General features: G+C 42.2%; 16 protein-coding genes and 1 tRNA gene. 13 read left to right on the top strand and 4 right to left on the bottom strand.

All coding sequences use genetic code 11. From position 1 onward, the window contains the following. Window positions 1-16 precede the first annotated feature (16 nt). From AHMF7605_RS15760 to AHMF7605_RS15750, 4 genes are all read left to right on the top strand, one after another. A complete protein-coding gene (locus AHMF7605_RS15760) occupies window positions 17-1,108 on the top strand; it encodes a DUF6807 family protein (protein WP_106930912.1) in 1,092 nt (363 codons plus the stop codon). A 739-nt stretch (window positions 1,109-1,847) separates the two neighbouring features. Beyond that, complete coding sequence (locus AHMF7605_RS15755) at window positions 1,848-6,395, top strand: T9SS type A sorting domain-containing protein (protein WP_106930910.1); 4,548 nt, start codon at window positions 1,848-1,850, stop codon at window positions 6,393-6,395. 273 nt (window positions 6,396-6,668) lie between these two features. Beyond that, complete coding sequence (locus tag AHMF7605_RS29760; RefSeq protein WP_158267523.1) at window positions 6,669-6,815, top strand: hypothetical protein; 147 nt, start codon at window positions 6,669-6,671, stop codon at window positions 6,813-6,815. Between the two features lie 960 nt (window positions 6,816-7,775). Then, entirely contained in the window at window positions 7,776-9,281 is a 1,506-nt protein-coding gene (locus tag AHMF7605_RS15750; protein WP_106930908.1) for a trypsin-like peptidase domain-containing protein, read from the top strand. Window positions 9,282-9,410: 129 nt separating this feature from the next. On the opposite strand, the gene AHMF7605_RS15745 is transcribed toward AHMF7605_RS15750, so the two are convergent. Then, on the bottom strand, window positions 9,411-10,700 hold the full coding sequence (locus tag AHMF7605_RS15745; protein ID WP_106930906.1) for an aminopeptidase P family protein: 1,290 nt from the start codon (window positions 10,698-10,700) through the stop codon (window positions 9,411-9,413). A 507-nt stretch (window positions 10,701-11,207) separates the two neighbouring features. Between AHMF7605_RS15745 and AHMF7605_RS15740 the strand changes: the two genes are divergently transcribed. Continuing rightward, a complete protein-coding gene (locus AHMF7605_RS15740) occupies window positions 11,208-11,621 on the top strand; it encodes a VOC family protein (protein ID WP_106930904.1) in 414 nt (137 codons plus the stop codon). After that, window positions 11,622-12,134, top strand: coding sequence for a hypothetical protein (locus AHMF7605_RS15735; RefSeq protein WP_233219142.1), 513 nt, complete (start codon window positions 11,622-11,624; stop codon window positions 12,132-12,134). Between the two features lie 507 nt (window positions 12,135-12,641). On the opposite strand, the gene AHMF7605_RS15730 is transcribed toward AHMF7605_RS15735, so the two are convergent. After that, window positions 12,642-12,713 (bottom strand) — tRNA-Arg (locus tag AHMF7605_RS15730). Between the two features lie 256 nt (window positions 12,714-12,969). Between AHMF7605_RS15730 and AHMF7605_RS15725 the strand changes: the two genes are divergently transcribed. From AHMF7605_RS15725 to AHMF7605_RS15705, 5 genes are all read left to right on the top strand, one after another. Beyond that, complete coding sequence (locus tag AHMF7605_RS15725) at window positions 12,970-14,124, top strand: DUF2652 domain-containing protein (protein ID WP_106930902.1); 1,155 nt, start codon at window positions 12,970-12,972, stop codon at window positions 14,122-14,124. A gap of 369 nt (window positions 14,125-14,493) precedes the next feature. Next, window positions 14,494-16,827, top strand: coding sequence for a transglycosylase domain-containing protein (locus AHMF7605_RS15720; RefSeq protein ID WP_106930900.1), 2,334 nt, complete (start codon window positions 14,494-14,496; stop codon window positions 16,825-16,827). 141 nt (window positions 16,828-16,968) lie between these two features. Further along, complete coding sequence (locus AHMF7605_RS15715; protein ID WP_158267522.1) at window positions 16,969-17,325, top strand: energy transducer TonB; 357 nt, start codon at window positions 16,969-16,971, stop codon at window positions 17,323-17,325. A 246-nt stretch (window positions 17,326-17,571) separates the two neighbouring features. Then, the gene (locus tag AHMF7605_RS15710; protein WP_106930896.1) at window positions 17,572-18,243 is read left to right on the top strand and encodes a hypothetical protein; all 672 of its coding nucleotides are present in this window, start codon (window positions 17,572-17,574) and stop codon (window positions 18,241-18,243) included. Between the two features lie 482 nt (window positions 18,244-18,725). Continuing rightward, window positions 18,726-19,025 (top strand): SH3 domain-containing protein, encoded by a 300-nt coding sequence (locus tag AHMF7605_RS15705; protein ID WP_106930894.1) that lies wholly within the window; start codon window positions 18,726-18,728, stop codon window positions 19,023-19,025. 204 nt (window positions 19,026-19,229) lie between these two features. Here AHMF7605_RS15705 and AHMF7605_RS15700 read toward each other — a convergent pair whose 3' ends face one another. Further along, complete coding sequence (locus AHMF7605_RS15700; protein WP_106930892.1) at window positions 19,230-19,475, bottom strand: hypothetical protein; 246 nt, start codon at window positions 19,473-19,475, stop codon at window positions 19,230-19,232. Between the two features lie 306 nt (window positions 19,476-19,781). Between AHMF7605_RS15700 and AHMF7605_RS15695 the strand changes: the two genes are divergently transcribed. After that, the gene (locus AHMF7605_RS15695) at window positions 19,782-20,087 is read left to right on the top strand and encodes an SH3 domain-containing protein (RefSeq protein WP_106930890.1); all 306 of its coding nucleotides are present in this window, start codon (window positions 19,782-19,784) and stop codon (window positions 20,085-20,087) included. 145 nt (window positions 20,088-20,232) lie between these two features. Here the strand turns inward: AHMF7605_RS15695 and AHMF7605_RS15690 are convergent, their stop codons facing one another. Then, window positions 20,233-22,383 carry an outer membrane protein assembly factor BamB family protein gene (locus AHMF7605_RS15690; protein ID WP_106930888.1) on the bottom strand — a complete coding sequence of 717 codons (2,151 nt, stop codon included), beginning with the start codon at window positions 22,381-22,383 and terminating at the stop codon, window positions 20,233-20,235. Window positions 22,384-22,765: 382 nt separating this feature from the next. On the opposite strand from AHMF7605_RS15690, the gene AHMF7605_RS15685 reads away from it, so the two are divergent. After that, window positions 22,766-25,969: a choice-of-anchor tandem repeat GloVer-containing protein gene (locus tag AHMF7605_RS15685; RefSeq protein WP_158267521.1), complete on the top strand. Its 3,204-nt coding sequence runs from the start codon at window positions 22,766-22,768 to the stop codon at window positions 25,967-25,969. Window positions 25,970-26,074 lie beyond the last annotated feature (105 nt).

The following is a 26,074-nucleotide window of genomic DNA, read 5'->3' as shown; positions in this document are numbered from 1 at the left end:
TACTAGTACGTTAACCATGAAACAAAAAATCTTTTTTCTGTTATTGTCAATTGGGTTTTTAACCGTTCTGCTTTTCGGTGTAAATTTTAATGTGAAATCTCAAAACTCAACTAAATCTAAAAACCAGAGATTTACCCTGGTAGCTGATGAGAAAAATAAGCGGGTAGATGTTCTGGTTGATGGGAAGCCGTTTACGTCTTATTTTTACCCGGATGATTTAATGAAGCCGGTTTTGTATCCCTTGCGGACTTCCAAAGGTACCCTTATAACCCGCGGCTGGCCTTACGATCCGAGGCTGGGTGAGCGCGTAGATCATCCGCACCACGTGGGTTTGTGGTTTAATTACGGCGATGTAAACGGTTTGGATTTCTGGAATAATTCCACGGCTATAGAAGCGGATAAAAAAAACGGCTACGGTACCATTAAGCACCGGAAAGTAACAAAAATGACCAATGGAGAAAATCAGGCCGAACTTGCCGTAACCATGGACTGGCAAAAACCGGATGGTACCAACCTGCTGCGCGAAGATACCCGTTTTGTGTTCAGCGGGAAAAACAATGATCGCTACATCGATCGCATTACCACCCTTACTGCTCTAAAGGAAGATGTAACTTTTAAAGATAACAAAGAAGGCGTAATTGGCCTCGGGTTGGCCCGGGAACTGGAGCACCCATCCGATAAACCAGAAGTATTTACCGATGCCAGTGGCAAAGCTACTCCGGTGGCCAAATTAAATAACGAAGGAGTAACCGGAAAATACCGCAGCTCCGAAGGCAAAGAAGGTGATGCCGTATGGGGCACGCGCGGCCGATGGGTAAACCTGACGGGAAAAATCAACCAGGAACCTATATCCGTGGTAATGCTGGATAATCCACAGAATGTTGGTTTTCCTACGTATTGGCACGCCCGGGGCTATGGTTTGTTCGCGGCTAACCCGCTAGGCCAAAAAGCCTTAAGCGACGGTAAAGAAGAACTAAACTTTAAGCTACCGGCCGGTAAATCAATAACTTTCCACCACCGCCTGATTATTCATTCCGGCAATACTCTCACCGACGACCAGGTGAATGCTGAATATCAAAAATTTGCCGGTAAAAACAGTAAAATGTAAAAGTTTAAAAGTAGTACTATAATGCCAGATGTAGCCGGTAATACTTATTAAAGTAACATTATTGTTGTCTGCTGATTTTTAAGGTAGAATAGGTAAACTGCTTAATAATCCCAAATCGTACTTTATGGAAACCAATAGTACGATTTGGTATAAGACGCAAGATAATCAGGAAGGGTTAGATTATTGGCTGGTGAAAGTTGCATTAAAGCTATCTCCATTGTGGTTAAAAGAGAAATTATTACCTTGTTTCAGGGAGAACTAAAGCCAGGCAAACCTACCAAGTAGCGGGACAAGCTAGGCGTCTATCAGCGGATATTCATTTACTGTAATGGCGAACGGCTAATCAGTAGCAGCAGAAATTACTTTTAACTAAATAAGGTTAATTAATAAAGAAAAATTAGCCGGCAAAGATGCCGGTCAACTCTAAAAATTTTTAATTTTTTAAAGTCGATAGTCCCAGTACATCTGATAATAACGTGCTCGCCCGGCTGACGTCAGTTGTATAATACCCACTTTATGGAAAGCCTTCTCACGGGTTAATGCTCCTGGATATTTAAACAAAAATACTTAGATTAATTCCAGAAATTTCTTAATTTATAGGGTAATTAAAATAAACCTGCACCTTCTTTTAATTACTTACTACTTACTCCTGCTATTTGGTTGGTTAATGTAAAGTTTCGATTAGCTAAATATATCCCGTTACTGCAATTTATTCCTTTGTTTCTTAAAACCTAATTAGATGAAAGCCCCTTTTTCTACCCATTGTTCAAAATTATTGAATTTTGTTTCTTCTCGGTGGCTGCTAGCCTTTCTAGTATGGTGGAGTAGCTTTTTACGTGTGGTTAATGCGCAAGATAAGATTTGGGATAATACTTTGGGCGGATTTCAGTCTGATGAACTGAAGGCCTTGGCGGCAACCACTGATGGGGGTTATTTACTGGGCGGTACTTCCTGGTCCGGAAAAAGCGGCGAAAAGAGTACGAGCAGAAGAGGAGCAACGGATTATTGGATAATAAAGACAGATAAAAACGGAATAAAGGAATGGGATAAAAGTTTCGGCGGAAGCGGCCAGGATGAATTACAAACAATGATAGCTACTCCGGATGGTGGTTATTTGTTGGGTGGCTGGTCTTCTTCGGATAAAAGCGGCGAGAAAAGTGAAGCAAACCGCGGTAGCGGCACTTACGATTACTGGGTGGTAAAAATTAATGCCAGTGGCACTAAGCAGTGGGATAAAACCTTTGGCAGCGAGGATTTTGATAAATTAAAAACCCTGGTAGCTACCCCCGACGGCGGTTACTTGTTAGGCGGTTCTTCGCAAGCCAGCGGCATAAGTGGCGATAAGACGTCGGCCAATAAGGGTTGGATTGACTACTGGGTGATAAAAGTGGATGGTAAAGGAAATAAACTCTGGGATAAGACTTACGGCGGCAACGATGAAGACGAGTTATTATCGATGGTTACTACTCCCGATGGCGGTTATTTACTGGGCGGGCATTCTTTCTCTAAAATTAGTGGCGATAAGAGTGAAAACAACAGAGGTACAGTTAATAGAGGAGCTTACGACACTCCTGATTACTGGGTCGTGAAGATAAATGCCAATGGCACTAAAATTTGGGACAAAACTTTCGGCGGCCAACAGCACGATAACTTAAATGCTATGGTGCCTACCCCGGATGGCGGTTATTTGCTGGGCGGTTCCTCTGGTTCGAGTATTAGCGGCGACAAAACGGAAGCTGGTCGCCAGGGTAGTACCGATTATTGGGTGGTGAAAATAAATGCTAGCGGCAAAAAAGTATGGGATAAAACCTTCGGGGGCGATAATAACGAACAACTTACTTCCCTATTACCTATCCCGGGTTATGGCTATTTGCTGGGCGGTTGGTCGTTTTCTGGTAAAGGAGGCGATAAGTTAGAAGTTAATCGGGGTAGAGAAAATTACCAGACCGTTGATTATTGGGTTATAAAAATGGACGAAAACGGTAACAGAGGCTGGGACAAAACCGTTGGGGGCGATTTAAATGATGAATTAGTCGGCTTAGCCAAGTCTCCGGAGGGTTACTTACTGGCAGGAACTTCCGGGTCAGCTAAGAGCGGGGAAAAAAGTGAACCCGAAAGAGAGTACGATTATTGGATGGTAAACCTACAGGAAAGTGGCAAAAAATGGCAAGGCATCACCTTTGAACCAGTCCTGAATAAAACCCTACAGGACAAATCTTTCCCGCTTTCCGTCTCCTCTAGTTCAAAGTTACCCGTTAATTTGAGCATTGTTTCCGGACCGGCTACTCTTAAAGATACTATTCTAACTCTCACCGGAACGGGTACGGTTACCATTAAAGCTTCACAAGCCGGGGATAATAGCTATTTTCCGGCCGTTGATGTTTACCGCACTTTTCTGGTAGAGAATAATTCTTCTATTTCTAAACTCTGGGACAAACGTTACGGGGGTAATTTTTACGATTACTTTGAAACCATAGTGGCTACTCCGGAAGGTGGTTATTTATTAGCGGGAGATTCGGATTCGGAAACTAGTGGTGATAAAAGCCAAGCTAGTCGGGGCCGTAGTGACTTCTGGGTACTCAAGACAGACAGTAAAGGCATAAAGCTCTGGGATAAGCGCTTTGGCGGAAATGGTATTGAAAATTTAGTCAGCTCGATCGCTACCCCCGACGGCGGTTATTTGCTGGGCGGCTTTTCCAATACCGGCAAAAATGGCGATAAAACCCAACCAAATAAAGGTTACTCCGGATCTACTGACTATTGGATTGTAAAAATAGATGCCAATGGTAATAAATTGTGGGATAAAACCTTTGGTAGTACTTTTTCCGAATTTCTTACTACAATTATTCCTACCGCCGATGGAGGCTATTTATTAGGTGGTTCTTCTAACTCGGATAATGAGGGCGATAAAACAGAAACGAACCAAGGGGACCGTTCGCGCGACTACTGGTTGGTAAAGATAGATGGTACTGGTGATAAACAATGGGATAAAACATTAGGCGGTGCTCTCGATGATAATCTAACCACTATTATTTCTACCCACGATGGCGGTTATTTGCTAGGCGGTTTTTCCAATTCAGGAAAAAGCGGGGATAAGTCGGAAGCCAATAAAGGCCAATCAACGGCAGATTATTGGGTGGTAAAAACAGATGGTACTGGCAATAAAATCTGGGATAAAACCTTTGGTGGCACCGGCATAGATGAACTGGATGGCCTGCTGGAGCTAGCCAGCGGAGGCTATTTGTTAAGTGGTTCTTCGGACTCAAAAATAAGTAGTGATAAAACGCAGCACAGCTATGGGGGCAAAGATTATTGGATATTGCAGATTGATGAAAAAGGAAATAAACTGTGGGATAAAACTTACGGAGGAAACGGCAGAGATAAACTAAATACTCTTATAACTACTCGGGATGGGGGTTACTTACTGGGCGGCGAGTCTGATTCAAAAATAAGCGGCGATAAAAGCCAGTTGAGCCGGGGTGCTTCTGATTTCTGGGTAATTAAACTAAACAGTACCGGCAATAAGCTCTGGGATAAAACCATTGGCGGTACTGGTACCGATGCATTGTATTCCCTGATAACAGCTCCGGATGGTAGTTACTTGTTAGGCGGAAATTCCTGGTCAGAAACGGGGGGAGACAAAAGTGAAGGTAGTAGAGGCTTTATGGATTATTGGATAATAAAAATAAAAGAAGCGCTGCCGTTTATGGCGCAATGGGATAGGCGCTACGGCGGCTCGGGTAACGATAATCTCACTTCGGTTATCAAAACTTCGGATGGAGGATACTTAAGTGGCGGTTACACTAACTCCGGCGTGGGCGGCGAGGTAAGCCAGCCGAGCCAAGGTAATTACGATTACTGGATCGTGAAAAGTGATAAGAACGGCAAAAAACTCTGGGACAAACGCTACGGCGGCCGCGAAGATGATTTTCTCAATCGGGTCTATCCCACCAAAGACGGCGGGTATTTACTCGGTGGTAGTTCGCTTTCGGGAAAAAGTGGCGATAAAACGGAAGCTAGTAGGGGAAATTGGGATTACTGGATCGTAAAAGTAGACAAGCAAGGTAACAAACAATGGGATAAAACTTTTGGCGGCTCGAGTGCGGATAATCTTCGGAAAGTGCTGCAACTACCTTCCGGGGAGTACGTGCTGGGAGGAAACAGCAGTTCCCCCAAAAGCGGCGATAAAAGTCAGGTGAGTTGGGGCAGTAGCGATTACTGGATCATTAAAATTAGCAGCACCGGCGAAAAGCTCTGGGATAAACAATACGGCGGCAACCTGGAAGAAAAGCTGGGTAGCTTCAGCGATACACAGGGCGGAGGCTTTTTGCTGGCAGGTAGTTCTTACTCCGGCATCAGCGGCGATAAAAGCCAGGTCAGCCAGGGAGGAAGCGACTACTGGCTGGTACAAATTGATCAAAAAGGCAACTTACTATGGGAGAAAACCTTGGGCGGAAACGGGCAGGAAGAAGTATACACTTTGGGAAGGAGCAACGGCACTAACTTGTTTGTGGCGGGCACGAGTACTTCGGGGAAAAGGGGCGATAAGAGCCAGGCAAGTAGGGGCGGGAAAGACTACTGGTTAGTGAAGCTAGATGCCAAAGGTACGAAGCTCTGGGATAAAACTTTCGGAGGCAACCAGGACGATGAACTACGGTTTAGTGAGTATGCGGTGGGCGGGCATTACATTTTAGCCGGATTCTCGAACTCTGGAATCGGTGGGGACAAGAGCCAAGCCAGCCAGGGCAGTAGTGATTACTGGATAGTAGAAGCAGATGAAAACGGGGAGAAAGTAGCTGACCAGCGGTTTGGCGGCAGTGGCACGGAAGAGTTACGCACCATATTTCAGACGAAAGATGGGGGATTGCTCTTAGGCGGGAAGTCTGATTCGGGAGTAAGCGGCGACCGAACCCAGCCCAGTCAAGGCGGAGCCGATTACTGGCTGGTAAAGGTAGCGCCGCTGAGCAGTACTGCTGATAAGGCCCGAGAAGCAGTAGCCGTAATCGAGCCAATTCTCCAACCTGAGAACAGCCGGTTTTGGGTGGCTCCTAATCCGGCCAAAGAACAGCTAACGGTAAGCTTTACTTTGGAGCACACGCAACTAACAAGTCTTGGAGTATATGATCTTCAAGGCAGGCAAATAGCAACTTTGTTTCAGGGAGAAGCGCAAGGCAAACAACCTTACCGGGTAAAGTGGCAAGCCTCGTTGCAAGCCGTCGGTATGTACCTCCTGCAGCTACAAACCCCAACGCAACACTACCAGCAAAAAGTGCTTTTGATTAAGTAATAAGATTAATAACTACCCTAACTAAAGCCAGCTAGTCGCCCTGCTAACTGGCTTTTATTTTTGATGAGTGATGAAACGGGCGGCTTTTATATCTTTTATATTTTAGTAGAATTTAACTAAATTTTTTAGAATTTATTTAAATAGGGGTATGTTATTATTTATTAAACTAAAAATATTAGTTTTTATCTTTGAATTGTGGAAAAATTGTTGATTTTTACCAAATATATTAGCACCATATTCCCGTATATAGTTATCTAAACAGGTTGTTGTGTCATGAAAACTAGAAAAACTCGAGAAAAGCCTTCTGCATATTGGAGAGAAATAATCCTTACTGGTATTAAAGCTATTGCTTTTTTAAGCGCTGTCTTTGAACTAGTGAAGGAAGTCTATAAATTTTTGAAAGATATTGGGGTGTTTTAACTAAGTAACCGGCCATAAATAGTTGCAAGAAGACAAACAATATTATATCCTTTAAAAAGGAAATTACTTGGCTACGTAACTGTATAAATTCCTCCGGCAGAACAAAATATTTTAATTTATTTCTGTCCGAATACTTAAAAGCAATTTTATCGTCTGCTATAAATAAACATTGCCTGTAAAAGTTATTTTTATTTCTGTTCACGTTTTATTTTCATTGCCCAAAATTTTAATTTCCTAAAACTAATTTTCTTGGCAAAGTCAAGCGAATAATAAGGAGTATCCATACTGGTAAAAATCAGATCAGGGCAATTTATTTTTTAAAGAGTAGGTACAAAGTCTTTTTCAAAAATTAGCTTTTCAGGGCAAGCCTGCTACTAGGGCCTGAAATAATTAGGGAAAAGAAGTTTTAAATGTTATTTGAATAATTCCGGATGGTAATTACCCCGGAATGTAAAAACAGAAGGAGTAAGTAGTTTTTTGACTTCAAAACTTTGTTTTTTAATTTTCTTAAAGCTTATCGTAAATTAATTTTTTACCTATCCGATTCATTTAAATCGTGGTAACCGAACGAGGAGTTAAATAAATTTTTGTACTCATTAAATTTGCAATAGGAATAAAGAATAGAATTTTGGACTGTCAATAAGGATTGACCTTTATCTTGAATTTTTAGTATAATTAAACCGTCAGGAAAGTTAAGAACAATCGAATTTAAAATGAATAGCTATCCAGACCTAATCCGTTATCATTAACGAAAGACTTGGCTTAACACAACTCCGTACAACTACTTAAAAGGAAATTATAGATTAAAATTAACAAACTTTTTCCGGACACGTCAGTACTTAAAAACAGGAACGGCAAGCTTTTCTAAAAACCTTCTTATTTATATTTTTGAAGCAAATAAGCTTATTCGTGTATTAACTAAAGTTATAATTAAAATTCGTCTCTTATTATTTAATTATCATGAAGACAGCAGGCCTTATTTTGATAACTGCACTTATTTCCGCTGTTTTAGCGGTAGCAGGATTCAAATACCTGGACAAGAGAGAAAGTCCTTATTATTACTCATCAGAAGAACAGCCCGTTCGACTAACCAATTATTCGGTGAATGGAAATGCAGCACCGGCCGTTAACCCCAATTTTGTGCAGGCCGCCAGTGCGGTTTCGCCGGCCGTGGTGCATATTAAAACCACGTATGCCAGTACCAGAAGTGGAAGCGGTAACCCTTTAGAAGACTTTTTTGGTTCTCCCCAATCTACGGCGCCCGCTATGGCTTCCGGTTCCGGAGTGCTCATTACTCCGGATGGGTATATTGTTACGAATAATCACGTGATAGAAGATGCTTCGCAAATAGAGGTTGTTTTACCGGATAAACGTTCGTACAAGGCTAAATTAATTGGCCGGGACCCCAGCACTGACTTGGCTTTAGTAAAAGTGGATGCCGCTAATTTGCCAATAGTAGAACTCGGTAATTCCGACGAAGTACAGGTAGGAGAGTGGGTATTGGCGGTAGGGTATCCCTTATCGCTTAATTCTACGGTTACCGCCGGTATTGTGAGTGCCAAAGGCCGGAGTATCGGTATTCTGAATCGCCAAAGTCAGGAAGGTTTCAGTGGAAGGCAAGCGGCTAATAACTCGGCTATCGAATCTTTTATTCAAACCGATGCCGCCATTAATCCGGGTAACAGTGGCGGCGCTTTAATAAATGCCACCGGACAATTAGTAGGTATTAACGCGGCTATAGCTTCCCAAACCGGAAGTTACGCCGGTTATGGGTTTGCCATACCCGTGAATTTGGTGAAAAAAGTGGTCAGCGACTTCCGGAAATACGGCGAAGTAAAACGCGGCTATTTGGGCGTAAGTTTCCCGGCTCCGGCCGTAGAAGATCAGATTTTGCGGGAACAAGGCATTGACCCGGCTTCCATTAAAGGAGTGTATATAACCGGAATTCAATCCGGCAGCGGAGCCGCAGCGGCCGGAATAAAAGCCGGTGATATTATTCAGAGTATTGATGGAGTAAAAGTTGCTTCATCCGCTGAATTTTCGGAAAGAATTGCCCGGCATCGTCCGGGAGATAAAGTAGAAGTTACCTATTTACGCGGCGGTCGTACGAACACTGCCAGCATAACTTTAAAGGGCGAAGAAGCAAACCGGGAAATAGCCAGCAACAATGGGGCGGCGGGTCTGCAAAGCAAATTGGGAGCTGCCTTTGCCCCCATTCCGGCCAATATTAAAGAGCGGTACCGGTTACGTTCCGGCGTAATTATTACCGAAGTACAAAGCGGCGGCTTTTTCGATTCCGCCGGCATTCCGAAAGGTACCATAATTACCAGCATTAATGGCCGGCCCGTAAACAGCTTAGCCGATCTGGATGCAGCCATTGGATCGACCCGTAGCCGGATGGTGCGCATTGATGGCATTACTCCCGATGGTACCGGTTTTGTATTTAACTTCCCACTAGGTGCGTAAAACCAATTATTTACAATTACTTATTTATCCTGCCCTTTAATGCCAAAAGCATTAAAGGGCAGGATATTTTTTTAATAACGTATTTCTATTTCCTTACCTCACTGGTAATAAAAATGAACCGTAATTAGTCTAAAATTCCGTACTCTTAGGCACCCCGATGGTTAAATTGTCATTACCTTCCCGGGTTATCAGGATATTATCTTCCATCCGTACGCCACCAATGTGTTTCCACTTTTCTACTTCGTTCCAGGCAATATCGTCCGAGTATTTGCTTTTAATAGTGGGGTTTTCTAATAACGCTTGTATAAAATAACACCCTGGTTCAACGGTAATCAAATGGTTTTCCTCCAGTTCAATATCTACCCGTAGCCGGGCACCAAAGTAAGTTTTAGGGTTTACGTTTTCTTCCTGACCAGTATCGCGCACCCGTAAGCCAACCAAATGCCCTAAGCCGTGCGGGAAGAAAACAGAAACAACTTCTTTCTCCAGCAACGTGCTTAAATTACCCTTTAAAATTCCGAATTGTAACAAACCTTCCGTTATTACCTTGGCAGCGTGGTTATGTACATCGCGCCAGAATACTCCCGGTTTAGACATAGCCATACATTCATGGTGGGCTTTTAAAACTAATTGGTACAATGCGCGGTGTTGAGAAGAAATTTTTCCGGACGATGGAAACATGCGGGTTATATCCACGCAATAATCATAGATATCGCAGCCGGCATCTACCAATACAAACTCATTTTCCTGAACATTTTTTTGAGTGGGTAAAGCGTGCAGAATCGCCGAATTTGTTCCGCTTCCAATAATGGTGTCGTAGGGAACAGTATGGGCGCCGCGTCTTAAAATTTCGCCTTCGTATACAATCTGGATTTCTTTTTCGGTAATTCCCGGATGCACAGCTTCCTGAATTTTCTGATAACCGTAAGTAGCTATTTGAGCTAAATGCTTAATAAGTTTAATTTCTGAACTGTCCTTTACCCGTCGGGTTTGGTCTAAGGCGGTCCGCAAATCAAAAGCTTTACCGGCAACACCAGCAACCTGGCCTAATTTATAAATCTGGGAGAACTTATTTTTTTCTAGAAAGCTACCTAATTCGAGTAAATTATACCCGGGTCCGGAAACTAAAAGGTCTTTTCTAGCTCCTTCCCAAACTGCTTCTTCCGCCGGAATTGCTTTCTGAAATTCTAACCAGCCTTCATTTTTGTTATAAAGTATTACTTCTTCTTCCCGGCGCCTGCCGGTAAGCCAATAATAAGCCGGGTGCGGTAAAAAAGGGTAGGTTTGGTCTAATCCGCCTGGCTTCGCAAGGGGTTCACCGGAGTATACCAGTACTGCTTCATCTGGCTTTAACAAGGAATCCCACTTAGAGGCAAGTTTCTGCCGGCGTAATTGAATATCTTGGTTGGAAAAATACATGCGAATGTAGTTGTTGGTTATCAGTTGTTCGTTGTTGGAGTGATAAACTACAAGAATTCAGGATAGTTATAAAAATAATTCTCTGTACTAATTCTGTGCGAGTACCTATATTTTAAAAGTTGTTCGAAATTTTCACTAAAAGTAGCGAAGATACCTTGCAAGTGGAGTAGTTTTATAATTGAATCAACGTATTTTCCGTCATGGCGGCCTATTGCCTGCTATGTGCCGGCAGTGTCTAATACACTAGCACCAACATCTGAAAACAATAATCGGTGCCGAAACTAAACCGCTGAAGCAGGGCTTTTTATATTATTGTATAAATTGATTTTCAGAGAAAATAATGAGGTTGCTAATTCTTTTGCCCAAAATTAGTAAAATTTTACGGGTGAACTGGTGCTACCTGCTAGTTGTCGCATTTCCCCCTTAATTAGTCGCTGTTACACCGTTTGATATTCGCTTATTGATGGTAGGTTTGCCTACGATTTAAATTACTTAAGAACAATAAAAATGATGACCGATCTTTGGATTAACCTGCCAGTAAAAAACCTTGCTCAATCAAAAGAATTTTTCACCCAACTTGGATTTACCTTTAACCAACAACAGGGTAATACCGACCATTCTGCTTGCTTATTAATTGGGCAAAAAAATGTGGTGGTCATGCTTTTTGATGAACCAACTTTTAAAGGCTTTACCAACAGTAATATTGCTTCAGCCGACAAGGGAAACGAAGTATTACTTTCCCTGGGAGTAGAAAGCAAAGAAGAAGTAGATGAATTAGCAAAGAAAGCAATTGCCGCTGGTGGCAGCAGTAACCATAAACCTAAGGAAATGCAAGGATGGATGTATGGTTGTGTTTTCACCGATTTAGATGGGCATAAATGGAACGTGCTTTACCTGGATAAGAGCAAGATGCCAAATTAAATGAATAAAAACTGCCTAATTAAATTCGGCGTAATCAACTACTCGCTTTATGGTTATCGCACAGCATTTAACTTAATCAGTAACACCAGCCGTGTATTATTTATAACAAATTGCGTTATGAAGTCTATATTGGATGAAACTACCAGAGAAGAATTAATTAACCGAATTAATACCCTTAATGAAAATAGCAAAGCTCAATGGGGCAAAATGAATGTTTATCAAATGCTGAAACATGGCATTTTATGGGAAGAAATGTTGCTGGGCAAAAAGCAATACCGGCAATCGTTTCTTGGGCACCTGTTTGGTAAAATGGCCCTGAAAGATATACTAAAAGATGAACCTTTGAAACCCAATTTGCCGACTGTTCCGTCTTTTAAAATCAGCGGTAACGGCGATGTCGCGGCTGCAAAGGCTGAATGGATTAAGCTTATGGCGGAACATGCATTAAAGGAAAATTCCGGATTTGTCCATCCCTTTTTTGGAAAACTAACCCCGAGCAAGCCGGTCGCATAGCGTATAAACATAGCGACCATCATCTCAGGCAATTTAATACTTAAATTGTTCACCATGTAAATTACCTGCTACAAAACACCACATCGCCGACATTGTATTAAGCTATGTTGGCGGTAGATAACCTGTCAGCTTGCTATCTTTAATGAAATGTAGCTGTTTGACAACGGAAAAAATACAGACGTTAACACAGCATAACCTTTAAAAGTAGTTAACTCCAGCTGGTTGCTGTCTGGTCACTTGTGGCCCTATTTCCTTTTACTATAAGTATTGCTAGGTTTACTTACCTGGTTCTTACCTGTATTTATAGTAGGATAACATCTGGTATTTTATGTTATGCTAATACGTGCACTTAAGTAAGTATCACTCCTTTTTACATTTGGGGATCGACCTTTTAATATTAGTTAAATATATTTGTCTAAAAAGATCTTAATATTTTTGCTTGGTGTTTAAAACATCTCCGAAGAAAATAAAAAAGCCCCTCCATGTAATAATGAAGGGGCTTTTAAGTGGTCCCACCCAGAATCGAACTGGGATCAAAAGTTTAGGAAACTTCTATTCTATCCGTTGAACTATGAGACCTGAATAAATGGGCAGTTTGCAAATTTAGCGGAAATATCGCGTTATACAAACCCAGATAAACGCTATAAATTATCCGGTTAAAGAAACCCTTATTACCTTGCCTCCGTGTAATAGACGAAAGCATTTCTGGCAAGGAAACCTTGGTTGCCGACGGGCATAAAAATAAATTGCTTTACTTTAACTGGCTTGCCAGCCGGCTTACCGTTTATCCGGTAATCTTAACCAAAATTTAATCGCCTGATAGTTACGATACAAGATGGGTTTGTTAGACAAAAGAAGCACTACCGCCGCTACGCCGGACGCTTACAGTGATGATGACGACACCCAGCCCGCCCTGATTTTTATTCCGGATATTAGTGGGTTTACCAAATTTGTGAACGAAACCGGTATTCAGCAAAGCCGCACGCTCATCGCCGATTTACTCGAAATTATTATTGAGGCGAATATCCTGGATATGAAGCTGAGCGAAATTCAGGGCGATGCCGTTTTGTTTTACCGGCCCGGTCCGCCGCCTTCTGTGCAGGAAGTAATAAACCAATGCAAACAAATTTTTCTTGATTTCCAGAATTACCTCCGAATTGTGGAGCGCGACCGGGGCTCGTCGCTGAGTGCTTCTTTAGCGGGCAGCAGCCTTACCTTAAAAGTAGTTGTGCACTATGGTCAGTTGAGCGTTACTTTAATTCGCGATCACATAAAATTAATGGGGAAAGACGTAATTATTGCGCACCGGCTGTTAAAAAATAATGTGGACAGCAACGAATACGTGCTGCTATCGGAAAGTTTCTTACAAACGCAAACCGAAGAAGCCATCCGGCAAAGCTTCAGCAACTGGACCCAACTCCGGACCGGCTCCACGCACTACGAGCACCTCGGCGAAATCCAGTATCGGTACGCGTACTTAACTCCCTTGCGCTTACTGGTTACCAATCATCGCAGCTTGGATAGTAGTAAAAAATATCCAAATACTTTTTCGAGTAGCGTTACTATTAAGGCACCAGCCCGCTTTGTGCTGCGGATTATTAGTAATTTCCGGCTGAAGCCTGCCTGGGTAAAAGGAATGACCAACGTGTACTACGATACTACCAAGGCGAACCGCATGGGTATGGCCTATAAATGTAACCTGAACCGCGGCCAGATTGATATTCAAACAGTACAAAGTTTTATTGGGGAAGATTACATTGAGTACGTAGAAAAAATTTATAATTTTCGGGTATTTCCCAACGCACTTCTGTTTTTTTACCTGACCGTAGTCGATTCGCAGCATACGGAGCTTTCTATTAAATTTCATTACAGCCGGGTAGTAAAAAACCGCTTTTTCTACTTTTACATGCGCCGCCGGATGAAGCTATTTTTGGGTAGGTCGTTGTTAAACTTAAAAAGCCTCTGCGAAAAAATGTACCAGCAACAGTAACTCATTTTTAGTACTACTTGCCTCTAATAACTTCTAAATCGGGTGAAAAGTATATCAAAAATTTGCGCTACTAACATAAGTAAAACATATAAAATGTGCCTTTCAAAGCTTTTATGCAAAGGTTTTTACGCTCGCTATAACCGGCAAGATAGAGGCCGGAGTACTAAATAGGACCAAGTAAATGGAAGGAAAACAAGAACTTTTTTAATGAAACTAATCGTTGGTTGGGCAGGTGCGTACGGTAAAAAGGGCAGTTGGTGCATTATTTTTTAGCCCAAGTCCGTTTATGTAAGCTGGATAGAGTATATTTACGTCCGATTTTTCCGCGAGGGTAAAAGAGGTTCTTATTGTTGATTTTGTTTGGATAGAATGGCTGAAAAGCAACAAAGATCTATATATCAAAAGAGTGTCAATTTTCTTTGGCGAGGTTTTCTGGTAGGTTTGGCTTTCCTGATTATTTACGTCGTATTTGTTTCGGTTAATTTTCTGTATTTATTCGGTTCTTCGCCGGGCCTGGAAAAATTAGAAAACCCCAGCAGCGAAATTGCTTCGGAATTGTACACCGCCGATGGCTTATTGATTGGTAAATATTTTACCGAAAACCGCAGTCCGGTACCTTACGCCAAAATTTCCCCGATTCTTATTAAAGCGCTGGTAGCCACCGAAGACGTACGCTTTTATCAGCATTCCGGCATCGACCCGCAGGCGCTCGGTTCAGTTTTTTATTTTACTTTGCGCGGCGAGAAACGAGGTGGTAGTACTATTACGCAACAATTAGCCAAAAATCTTTATAAAACCCGCACCGACGATTCGCAAGGAGCTCTGGGGCATATTCCGGTACTCAACACGCTTATCAGTAAAACCAAAGAGTGGACCTTGGCGGTGCAGCTCGAGCGCAATTACACCAAAGAAGAGATTTTAACCATGTACCTGAATACGGTAGATTTTGGCTCTAATTCTTACGGGATAAAAGTAGCCGCTAAAACGTTTTTCAGCACCTCGCCGGATAGTTTAAAACCCGAAGAAGCGGCGATGATGGTAGGCTTGGTAAATGCGCCTTCGCGGTACAGTCCTAAATTTAATCCAAAAAATGCGCTGGCTAAACGTAATTTTGTGATTGATAAAATGGCGAAATACCGCATTGTAACTAAGGCGGCAGCCGATTCTCTAAAAGCTTTACCTATTACTTTAAAGTATAAAGTAGAAAAACATTACGAAGGGCCCGCTACTTATTTTAAAGGCGCGGTAAACGATTTCGTGAAAAAGTGGTGCGAAGAAGAAAATAAAAAAGCGGGTTACGAGAAATACGATATTTATACCAGCGGTTTAAAAATTTACACTACCATTGATTCGCGTATGCAAGCCTTAGCCGAAGCCGCCGTAGAAGAAAAAATGCGCGATCTGCAGAAAAAGTTTTACCGGCACTGGAAAGGCAAAAACCCTTGGACGGACGAGAAACATAACGAAATTCCTAACTTCATTCAGACCATTGCCCAGCGCACCGAATATTACCATAAACTAAAAAAGCTTTATGGGAACGATCAGGCCAAGATTAACAAGCTAATGAATACGCCGCGCAAGATGACCGTATTTACCTGGCAAGGCGAGAAAGATACTACCTTAAGCCCCTTAGATTCATTGCGCCATTACAAGCATTTCCTGCACGCCGGCATGATGACCATGGACCCTTTTACCGGGCAAATCAAAACCTGGGTGGGCGGCATTAATTTTAAATATTTTAAATACGACCACGTGCGGCAAGCTAAACGCCAGGCCGGTTCTACGTTTAAACCTTTCGTTTATTTAACTGCCCTCGATAACGGATATTCGCCCTGTGACCGCATTCGCGACCAGCGGATTACCATAAAATACGTGGAAAACGGCAAACCCATGGAGTGGCAGCCCGATAACGTAACTCGTTCGTATACCGGTATTAACATGACATTACGCCAAGCCATGGCTCGGTCGGTAAATTCGGTTACGGCTCAGTTAACCGAGCAAGTGGGTTGGGATAAAGTAGCGCAATATGCCCATAAATTAGGGATTACTACGCCCCTGCAAGCCGTACCTTCCATTGGTTTAGGTTCGGGGGGCGACGTATCGGTATACGATATGGTAAGTGCGTACGCTACTTTCGTGAATAACGGTTTCCGGAGCGATCCTATGTTTGTTACCCGCATTGAAGACCGGAATGGCAACGTGATTCACCAGTTCAGCCCTAAGCAAAAAAAGGTTATTAGCGAGGAAACAGCTTTTTTAATGGTGCACATGCTTAAAGGCGGTATGGAAGAACCAGGTGGTACCTCGCAGGCTTTATGGGAATACGACCTCTGGAAAAACGGCAACGAAATTGGCGGCAAAACCGGTACTACTTCTAATTACTCCGACGGCTGGTACATGGGTATTACCCGGGATTTAGTTTCGGGCGTATGGGTAGGCGGCGAAGATCGCAGCATCCACTTCCGGACCTCTTCTACCGGCGAAGGTTCTAAGACGGCCTTGCCCATTTACGGCTTGTTTATGGAAAAACTCTACAAAGAAAAAGAACTGGGCTACAAAATGGGCCGTTTCCCGAAACCTACCGTAAAAATCCGGAAAGATTATTATTGCCCGACGCCGCGTTATTCCGCTCCCAAAACTGATTCTGTTTCTACGGATCAATTACTAGAAAAGCTGAACGATAGTTTGCCGGAAGGTATTTAAACTACTACAAAAGTGGTTAATTATTTCCGGGTAGATAGGTAATCTTTTAAAATGAAAAAAATACTTGTTGTTTTTGTATTTAATCTAATCTGCCCATTTGCTTTTAGTCAAAATAGCGTACTAGAGAACGACTCTACACAGATGAGGGTGGAGGAAAAGATGGAAAAACAACCTGAGTTTAAGGGCGGAATAAACGAGTTAAGTAAGTTTATTAAAAATAATACGATTTACCCAAAGCAGGCTTTAGCAGATAACATCAGTGGCTTAGTAGTGGTAAAATTTGTCGTAAGAAAGGACGGAAATTTAAGTAACATCGAAGTGGCTAAATCTTTACGTCCGGATTTAGATCAAGAAGCCATCCGAATTGTTACCTTATCCAATAATCTATGGTCGCCTGCTACCAAGAATGGCAATAAAGTTTCAGCCAACTATTATTTACCCATTACTTTTTTCACTTCTAAAGCCGCTGAAAAGAAATATTACAAAGCAAAACAGTAAGCGCCTTATTATTTTATAAGCATTTCTCTTATTTGGTATACTACTTCTATCGGCTTATAATAAAATGGAGAAGGCTTTAAACATTTTCGTAATATAATTCCCTGAACTAATTCAATTCTTTTCAAAACTTTCTATCTTATACATATTCAAATTTTAATAAAAATTATAGCGCTTAAATGCCATATTTTGATAAAAAAACGTTATAATAGAGTAATAGAATATAGTTGGTTGTAACGAAAAGAGGCTATGTTGAAAACAACAAAATCAATTTTTGGCATTTTAATATTAGTAAGTTTATCCATGATACATGCTCCTGCTCAAGCGCAGCGAGTGGATACGCAGGAATGGCCGAAAGGGCGGGTAGTTTTAACTTCCGGCGACACCTTGAGTGGCCCTCTAGCCTATCATCGAACGGAAGATATTGTGCGCGTTACGTTAAAAGATGGTTCTATTCAGGCATTTGCACCGGTAAACGTAGCTAGTTTTACTGTGTCGGATGGTCGTTTTTCGCAAACGTTTAAACCTTACATGTGGAACCGGGGAAATGATTACAGCGATTACAAAGCGCCCGCTTTTTTTGAGCAATTAAACGAAGGCAATTACAGTTTGGTAAAACGCGAAACCATTGTGCGCCGCAACATGAATACGGGACCCATGTACGCCGGCTACGGACGGTATTACGATCCTTACGGTTACGGCAATTACTCGCGTTACGTAGAGCAAGTGCAGGAGTTATTTTACTTGCACACTCCCGACAATAATATTATTGCGTTACGTAAGCCCAAACGCGACCTGGAAGATATTTTTGCCAAGAAAAATAAAGAAATGAAAGCCTTTATTTCGGCGAATAAATTAGATTATGATAACGCCCGTGACTTGGTGTTGATTGTTAGTCATTTTAATAAAATAAGTCAGTAATATCGTGTTATCCGGTTAAAACAAAACAGCCGCTCCTTAAGGAGCGGCTGTTTTGTTTTAACCGGATAAGTGCTTTATGCTACATTCACCTTAGTCTTGGTTCAGGAAGGTTTTATTAAACTGTTTGTTCAATTTATCTGGTTAATTTATCTAAAAAAATAAATCTGGAGCAAAAACTTGAAATATTTCGGTTCGGGAAAGAATTCTTTTTTGATCGCTCGGCATTAAACCTCTTCAAACAAATAGGATTTAACGGATTGCCTTACCAAAGTTTTGCGAATTGTGCTAGAATCGAACAGTAAAACGGACAGTTTCGTCCGAAAACGAACAGCTTTTTTAAATAAAATCCTAGCAAACGGCGTTTTTAGGCCCTATTTCCGGTTTTTAGAATCCTGGCACAACCGTTGCAAAACTGTTTTACGAGATCAATTTTAAACCACCTGATTATCAAAAAGAAAAACTAAAATTTAAGAAATAAAACTATGAAAAAGCTTGTTCTTTCCCTCGTGCTGTTCGCTCAATTAGGTTTTGCAATGGCCGACAACAAAACTCCTACAATGGCTGTTCAGGTTCGGAACAATAATGTAAAAATGTTCCAGCAAGCCGGTACTTCCACTCCCATTATCGAAACCATTACTATTGCCGACCGGGTAGAGTTGATTCGGAAATGGAATAATCACTGGGCTTTAGTTAAAGTGAATGACAAAGTAGGTTACGTGTTGTTTTCGGAATTAACTAATCTGAAATCGCAGCCACAGTCAAGAGCTTTGGCTACTCGTTAACCTTAGCTACTCGTTAAACAGAGTATTGGGCTATCAGCAAAAGAAAAGGTGAACTTACGGGTTCACCTTTTTTATTTTATGCGTTTTCAACCCTTTATCATCTGAAGTACTATACTCTTTAGATTTTTTTTAAATTCTCCTGGTATATTTCACCCGCGGTATTTTTCTACCTTCAAGAGCGCAATCCTACTTATAAACATACCCTTATTTGCGGGTAGATTCAATTACCTCCGCAATGGCTTTTAGCAATCCTAAATCTATTTTGAAACTCTTCACTTGAGCTTCGTCCACCAGAGCACGGTAATTCTGGTCTTCATCCGGTTCAAATAAGAGTAACTGACCATCTGCTTCGACTTCAATTTTGTGCGTGTAGCCAGTTAGTAAGAGTCGGGAAGTAAAGGAAAGCTGCTCGCCTTTATAAGTTACCGGTATTTCGAAGTATTCTTCCATATGGTGGGGGTAGTTACTTCATTACGTGAAGTATTACTTAGTGTTAAAAGGAATATTACTAATACAGGAATTTATTTTCAAATAGCATTTCCAAATTGTGCTATAACCGGACAGTAAAACGAACAGTTTCGTCCGGAAACGAACAATGAACTAGTGTAAAAACCTCTTAAATAGCATTTTTAGGGCCTTTTTCTAGTTTTTTTAATTCTGGCATAACCGTTGCAAATCCTATTAACGAAATCAATTCACAAAGTGACTGATTATCAAAAGAAAAGACAAAAAAACGCACTCTAACAAAATAAAACTATGAAAAAGATTTTCCTTTCCCTTGTGCTGATCGCCCAACTAGGTTTCGCGATGGCCGACAACAAAAATCCTGTAATGGTTGTGCAAGCCCGATACGAAAACATTAAAATGTTTATGCAACCTGGTACTTCTACTCCCATTATCGAAACCATTACTACGGCTGACCGGGTAGAATTAATTAAGAAATGGAATACACATTGGGCTTTGGTAAGGGTAAATGATAAAGTAGGATACGTGGTATACTCCGAGTTATCGTACTTAAATGCCAAACCACTACCTCAAACAAAAACCTTGGCTACTCGTTAAATTAAGGATGTAGCCAAAAAATAAAAAAGGTGAACTTACGGGTTCACCTTTTTTATTTCATTTATTTACTAAGTAAATCAAACAGTGTAGATAAAAAACTAAGCTGCCCTGTTTCTTAACTTTCTTGTTTATTAAATTTAATCTGCTACTTATCCGGCAAGGCAAAAGCTACGTAGCTATCGCCTTTAGGAGCACCCAGTTTGGTACCGCCACAGGCTAAAACGATATACTGTTTTCCGTTTACTTCGTACGTGCTAGGTGTAGCAAATGCGGCGGCTGGTAAGGTGGTTTCCCAAAGCAATTTGCCATTTTTCTTATCGTACGCCCGGAATTTTTTGTCTTTGGTCCCGGCAATAAACAGCAAGCCGCTAGCCGTTACTACCGGGCCACCGTAGCTTTCGGAGCCGGTTTGCGGCAAACCTTTGGCCGCTAATTCGGGCGTTTCGCCGTAAGGTATTTTCCAAAGATATTCGCCGGTGTTCATGTCAATGGCATTCAATGTTCCCCAAGGTGGACTAATAGCCGGGTAACCTTTTTTGTCTAAGAACTTGGTGTAACCGGAAATACGGTAAGGTACATCGGGCATTCCTTTTTTATTTTCTAAACCTGGTTCTTTCAGTTTGGTAATGCCCGGCTCTATTTTCTCCGTCCCGAACAGAAAAGATACGAGGGCTTTTTTCTCTTCGGCCGAAAACTTAGTAAACGCGGGCATCATTCCTTTTCCTTTTGAAACCACAGTAGTTACGTAATCGGTAGTGCGGTGCTTTTGAATATCTACTAAAGCTGGATAGCCACTTGCCGGATTGCCCTTTCGCTCGGTACCGTGGCAAGCAGTACAATTGGTGGCATAAAGCCGTTCGCCGGAACTCAGGCTAGCTAAACTCGCATCGGGTGCCGTTGATTTTAAAGCCAGCAGCCAGGCCATCTCATTACTGTTTATATACAGAATGCCATCGGGGTCCGCGGCGGTGCCACCCCATTCTGCTCCACCATCCAGCCCCGGGAAAATAATGGTTCCTCGTTTACTCAACGGGGTAAAAGGTCCGGCTTCGCTTCTGGAGGCTTTCAGAGTAGTTTTTAATTCTTCTAAATTTTCGGCGTAGGGGTTCAGATCGGCTTCGGTAAGCGATTGCCGGGCATAAGGTGCCGGCTTGGTAGGGAAGGGCTGAGTAGGCCAAGTTTGTTCTTCGGCTACGTCGGTGGTGGGTACGGGTCGTTCTTCAATCGGGAACAAAGGCTGGCCGGTTACGCGGTCAAATACAAAAATGTAGCCTTGCTTGGTAACCTGCGCCACCGCATCGATTTTTTTGCCATTTTGTTTTACGGTAATTAAGTTGGGCGGCGCCGGGGGATCGCGGTCCAGCACATCGTGGTGCACCAATTGAAAATGCCAGAGTCGTTTGCCGGTTTTAGCATCCAGGGCCAATAAGCAGTTGGCAAATAGGTTCTGACCTTTGCGGTTGCCGCCGTAAAAATCAAAAGCAGCCGAGCCCGTTGGTACGTACAAAATACCGCGTTCCCGATCTACGGACATGCCCGACCAGTTATTGCCGGCACCCACATCGGTGTTTTTATACGTATCAGGCGGCCAGGTTTCATAGCCAAACTCCCCGGGTTGCGGGATGGTTCGGAAAACCCAAGCCAATTTACCCGTCCGGATATCAAACGCTTGAATATGACCTAAAGCGGCGTCGGCGCCTTCGGATAAGCGCATGGGCATAATTATTAAATCCTGGTAAACAGTACCCGGTGTATTCGAAATCACGAACTTATCTTTTGCGGTTTCGCCCAACCCTGCTTTCAGGCTGGTACGGCCGTTTTCGCCGAAAGACGGAATAGCCTTGCCGGTACGGGCATCTAAAGCGTAGAGCCAAGGACCGTTGGTATATAAAATGCGCTTATCGTCGCCACTTTCCCAATACGTTACTCCCCGGCTGGTGCTTAACCCGTTGGTTTCGGCGTTAGGTTTTAATTTCCAGCGTTCTTGCCCCGTAGCTGCATCCACGGCAAAAGGTTGGGTAGTAGCCGTCATGCCGTAGAGGACGCCATCCACAATAATAGGATTACACTGAATCTGGCCCGAGTCAAGGGTATGGTACTCCCAAGCTACCTTTAAGTTAGCTACATTTTCGGCGGTAATTTGTTTTAAAGTGGAATAATGGTTGCGGTCGGGCCCGCCGAGGTACTCGCGCCAATTGCGCCCCGAAGCAGTGGCCGGGGAGTTTTCCGGTAGCATCCGGCTCGTTAAGCATCCGGTAATACCCAGCACCAGGGCTGGAAGTAGAAATTTTTTCATTCGGTTTTTAAGAAGTAATAACATCCGCCGGTTTTAATCCATACCCGATAAGGCGGATTACTTAACTGGTAAATTAAATATAAAAGAATAAAGAGAACCGGCAAAATTTTTCTCGGTGCGGTTTAGCCTTCGGAGAATCAAAAAAGCAACTCACGAAATAGTAGAATAATAATATATTTAGATAAATTTGTAAACACCTTTGAAGTAGCTGTATATTTAACTACATTTTATATCTGTTTCTATTTACTTTCTGAATACTGCTAAATTTTTGATCTGCTTATTTATGCCTAAAACTTTACCCTTTTTCGTAACGCTTTCTCTTTTTCAGACAAAAGGAATAACTCGGATTAAAAACTTAAATTTTTCTGCTTTTTGTTTAAAAATGATAAGGCGGAGCTTACTTATTGCTCTGGGATGTTTGCTCCCTTTTTCCAACTTAAATGCCCAGGATATTTTGTTGGGGTTAACTGCCGGTGATGGGCCAACCGGAGGAGGAACCGCTTTTAGTATTAATACTACTGGAGAGAATTTTAAAGTTCATCGAAATTTTGTGAAAACGGGTCATAGTCCGCATGGCGATTTAATTAAGGGAGCAGAGGGCAACTTGTACGGCATGACTCCGGAGGGTGGTATTTCTGATAATGGCATTATCTTTAAAATGACAACAAGTGGAGTTATAACTGTTCTTCACTATCTGCTTCCGGAAGATGGAGTTCACCCGCAAGGCAGCTTAGTAGTTGGAAATGATGGTAATTTTTACGGCATGACGAAGAACGGCGGAATTAACAATTCCGGTACCATTTTTAAGATTACACCAACTGGCAAACTTACCGTTTTGCGTCATTTAGAGTTTGCAACGGACGGGGCGTACCCACGGGGTAGCCTGACCAAAGGTCGCGACGGTAATTTTTATGGCATGACCTATTCGGGGGGCATTTACTTGCAGGGTACTATCTTTAAAATTACGCCCGCCGGTACGTATACTGTTTTACATAACTTAGAAAATACGAGTACAGGTGGTTATCCGGAAGGTAACTTGATTGAAGGAGAGGATGGTACTTTTTATGGTATGACTAGTTACGGCAATAGTACTGGTAAACTGGGTACTATCATTAAAATAACTACTACGGGCATTCTAACTGTTCTGCATGATTTTAGTTTTACTGATGGTTATGCCACTCATGGCAGCTTAACTAAAGGAAAAGATGGTTATTTCTACGGTATGACTTCTTCCGGTGGTTATAATAATGCTGGTACCGTTTTTAAAATTTCTTCCGCAGGTGTTTTTACAGTTATTAAAAATTTTGATTTCAGAGCAACAGGCGGCGGACCATACGGCAATTTAACTTTGGAAAATGATGGTAATTTCTACGGCATTACTTTCTATGGGGGCTTTTACGGCGATGGCACTATTTTTAAAGTCACGCCAACTGGTGAATTAATGGTTATTCGTCATTTAAGAAATAATGAAGACGGGGCCAATTCGTTTGGCAGTTTTTATAAAAACAACGATGGTTATTTGTACGGCATGACCTCAGCAGGTGGTACTACTTTCGGTAAAGGAACTATATTTAAAGTGAACTTGGCAGGCGCATATACAGTTTTAGCTCGCTTACCTGATTCTACCAAAGATACTTACCCGCAAGCCACCTTAATTCAGGCGAAAGACGGTTTTTATTACGGCACTACTCAATTTGGTGGAACTTATAGCTCGGGTACAATTTTCAAGCTTTGTACCGATGGCAGTTATCGTACTTTTTTCTCCTTCGAAAGTAAAACTACCGGTGGTGGTCCATTAAGCAGTGTGATCCAAGATAAAGAGGGTAATTTCTATGGCACTACTGCCTCAGGTGGGCAAAATGGTTGGGGTACCATTTATAAATTGAGCCAATCAGGTCGGCTTACCGTTTTGCACCATTTTAATACAGAAAATACTGGTTATAATCCTCGTAGTTTAATTCAGGCCTCGGATGGTAACTATTATGGCATGACTAACCGCGGCGGAGTGAAGGGATTTGGTATTATTTATAAAATTACATCGGTTGGTATGTTTTCTATCGTTCGAAATTTGGAATCTGCTGACGGCACCTACCCAGAAGGTAATCTCATTCAAGGAAAGGATGGAAATTTATACGGCTTGGCTTCGGGTGGTGGTAACTATGAGGCCGGTACCATATTTAAAGTTTCTTTAACCGGTAGTTTTACCGTTTTGCGGCATTTGAACAAGAGTTTGGATGGTGGACAGCCATTAGGAAGTTTACTACAAGCTACGGACGGAAACTTATATGGTATGACGGAAAATGGAGGAAAAAATAATCGCGGTACAATTTTTAAAATTAACTCTGCCGGCGATTTTACTATTTTACAAAATTTTGATGTTACTTCTACAGGTTTTAATTCTATGGGTAGTTTAGTTCAAGGTGGTGATGGTTCCTTCTACGGACTTAATTTTCGGGGTGGAAAATATGGCGCAGGTACCATTTTTAAAATGATTTCTTCTGGTGATATTACCGTTTTGCGGCATTTAAATCCTTTTACTGATGGAAGGGGGCCAATAGGTAGTTTGATTATCCAGAAGACAAATCCCATGGCATATGCGCAAAGTGTAACTACAACCGTGAATACACTAAAACCAATTACTTTAAAAGGTAGCGGTAGCAGTCCGTTAGTCTACGAGATTGTTTCCCAACCCAAAAATGGTTCGTTAAGTGGTTCCGGTGCCAAGCGCACCTACACGCCTAATGCTGGTTTTACTGGTACGGATGCGTTCAGTTACCGGGTAAGCTGGGGTTGCCAAAGTTCTACTACTAAAACCGTCAGCATTCAGGTGGGCACGCCGGTAGCTAGTACGATACGAATCAATGCTGGAGGAGAAACGTTAAATACTTCGCTGGGCAGCTTTACTGCCGATAATTACTTTAGCGGTGTCACCAACGTTTCTACTACAGCTTCGTCCATTGCCAACACCACTGATGATGTATTATATCAGAACAATCGTCGGGCGAGTGTGGCCGGAGGTAGTTTCCAGTACGCTATTCCGGTAGCAAACGGTTTATATACGGTAAAGCTGCACTTTGCAGAAATTTATTATAATACAACCGGTAGTCGTAAGTTTAACGTTATGGCCGAAGGAGTGAGTTGGTTAACCAATTACGATATTGTAGCCGTGGCGGGAGGAGCCCGCAAAGCGGTAATTGCGACCAAGAACATAGATGTAGCCGATGGTATACTAAATGTAAATTTTGTTTCTACGGTAGATAAAGCGTGTGTGTCGGCGATGGAAGTATTGCCGGTAGCTGGGCCGGAACGTCGATCTCAAAATGACGAAACAGATGTAAGTTATTTAGTTTCGAGGCTGTATCCCAATCCGGTTCAAACTAATTTAATCGTGCAACTGAATACTCCGACTGATAACTTGTTAACCGCTGTTTTAGATGTAAGGGGCAGAGAAGTGCTGCACAATTCCCATCAAGTAATAGACCGGGATAAACTGAAAATACAGGTAGCGCTACTTCCAGCGGGTATGTATTTATTGCAGATACAAACTCGGCAAGGCTGCCAAATGCTTAAGTTTAGAAAAGAGTAACAGGCATCGGCATTCCAAAAAAGGCCGTATTCGGGAATACATGAAATAAAGGAGCCTGCTCCTAGAATATCGGGATTAAGGTATTCCAGGAGCAGGCTCCTTTAT

The organism is Adhaeribacter arboris (assembly GCF_003023845.1).
Lineage (GTDB): Bacteria > Bacteroidota > Bacteroidia > Cytophagales > Hymenobacteraceae > Adhaeribacter > Adhaeribacter arboris.
The sequence above is the reverse complement of the archived record's forward strand: the minus strand, read 5'-3'. Positions and strand labels throughout refer to the sequence as shown.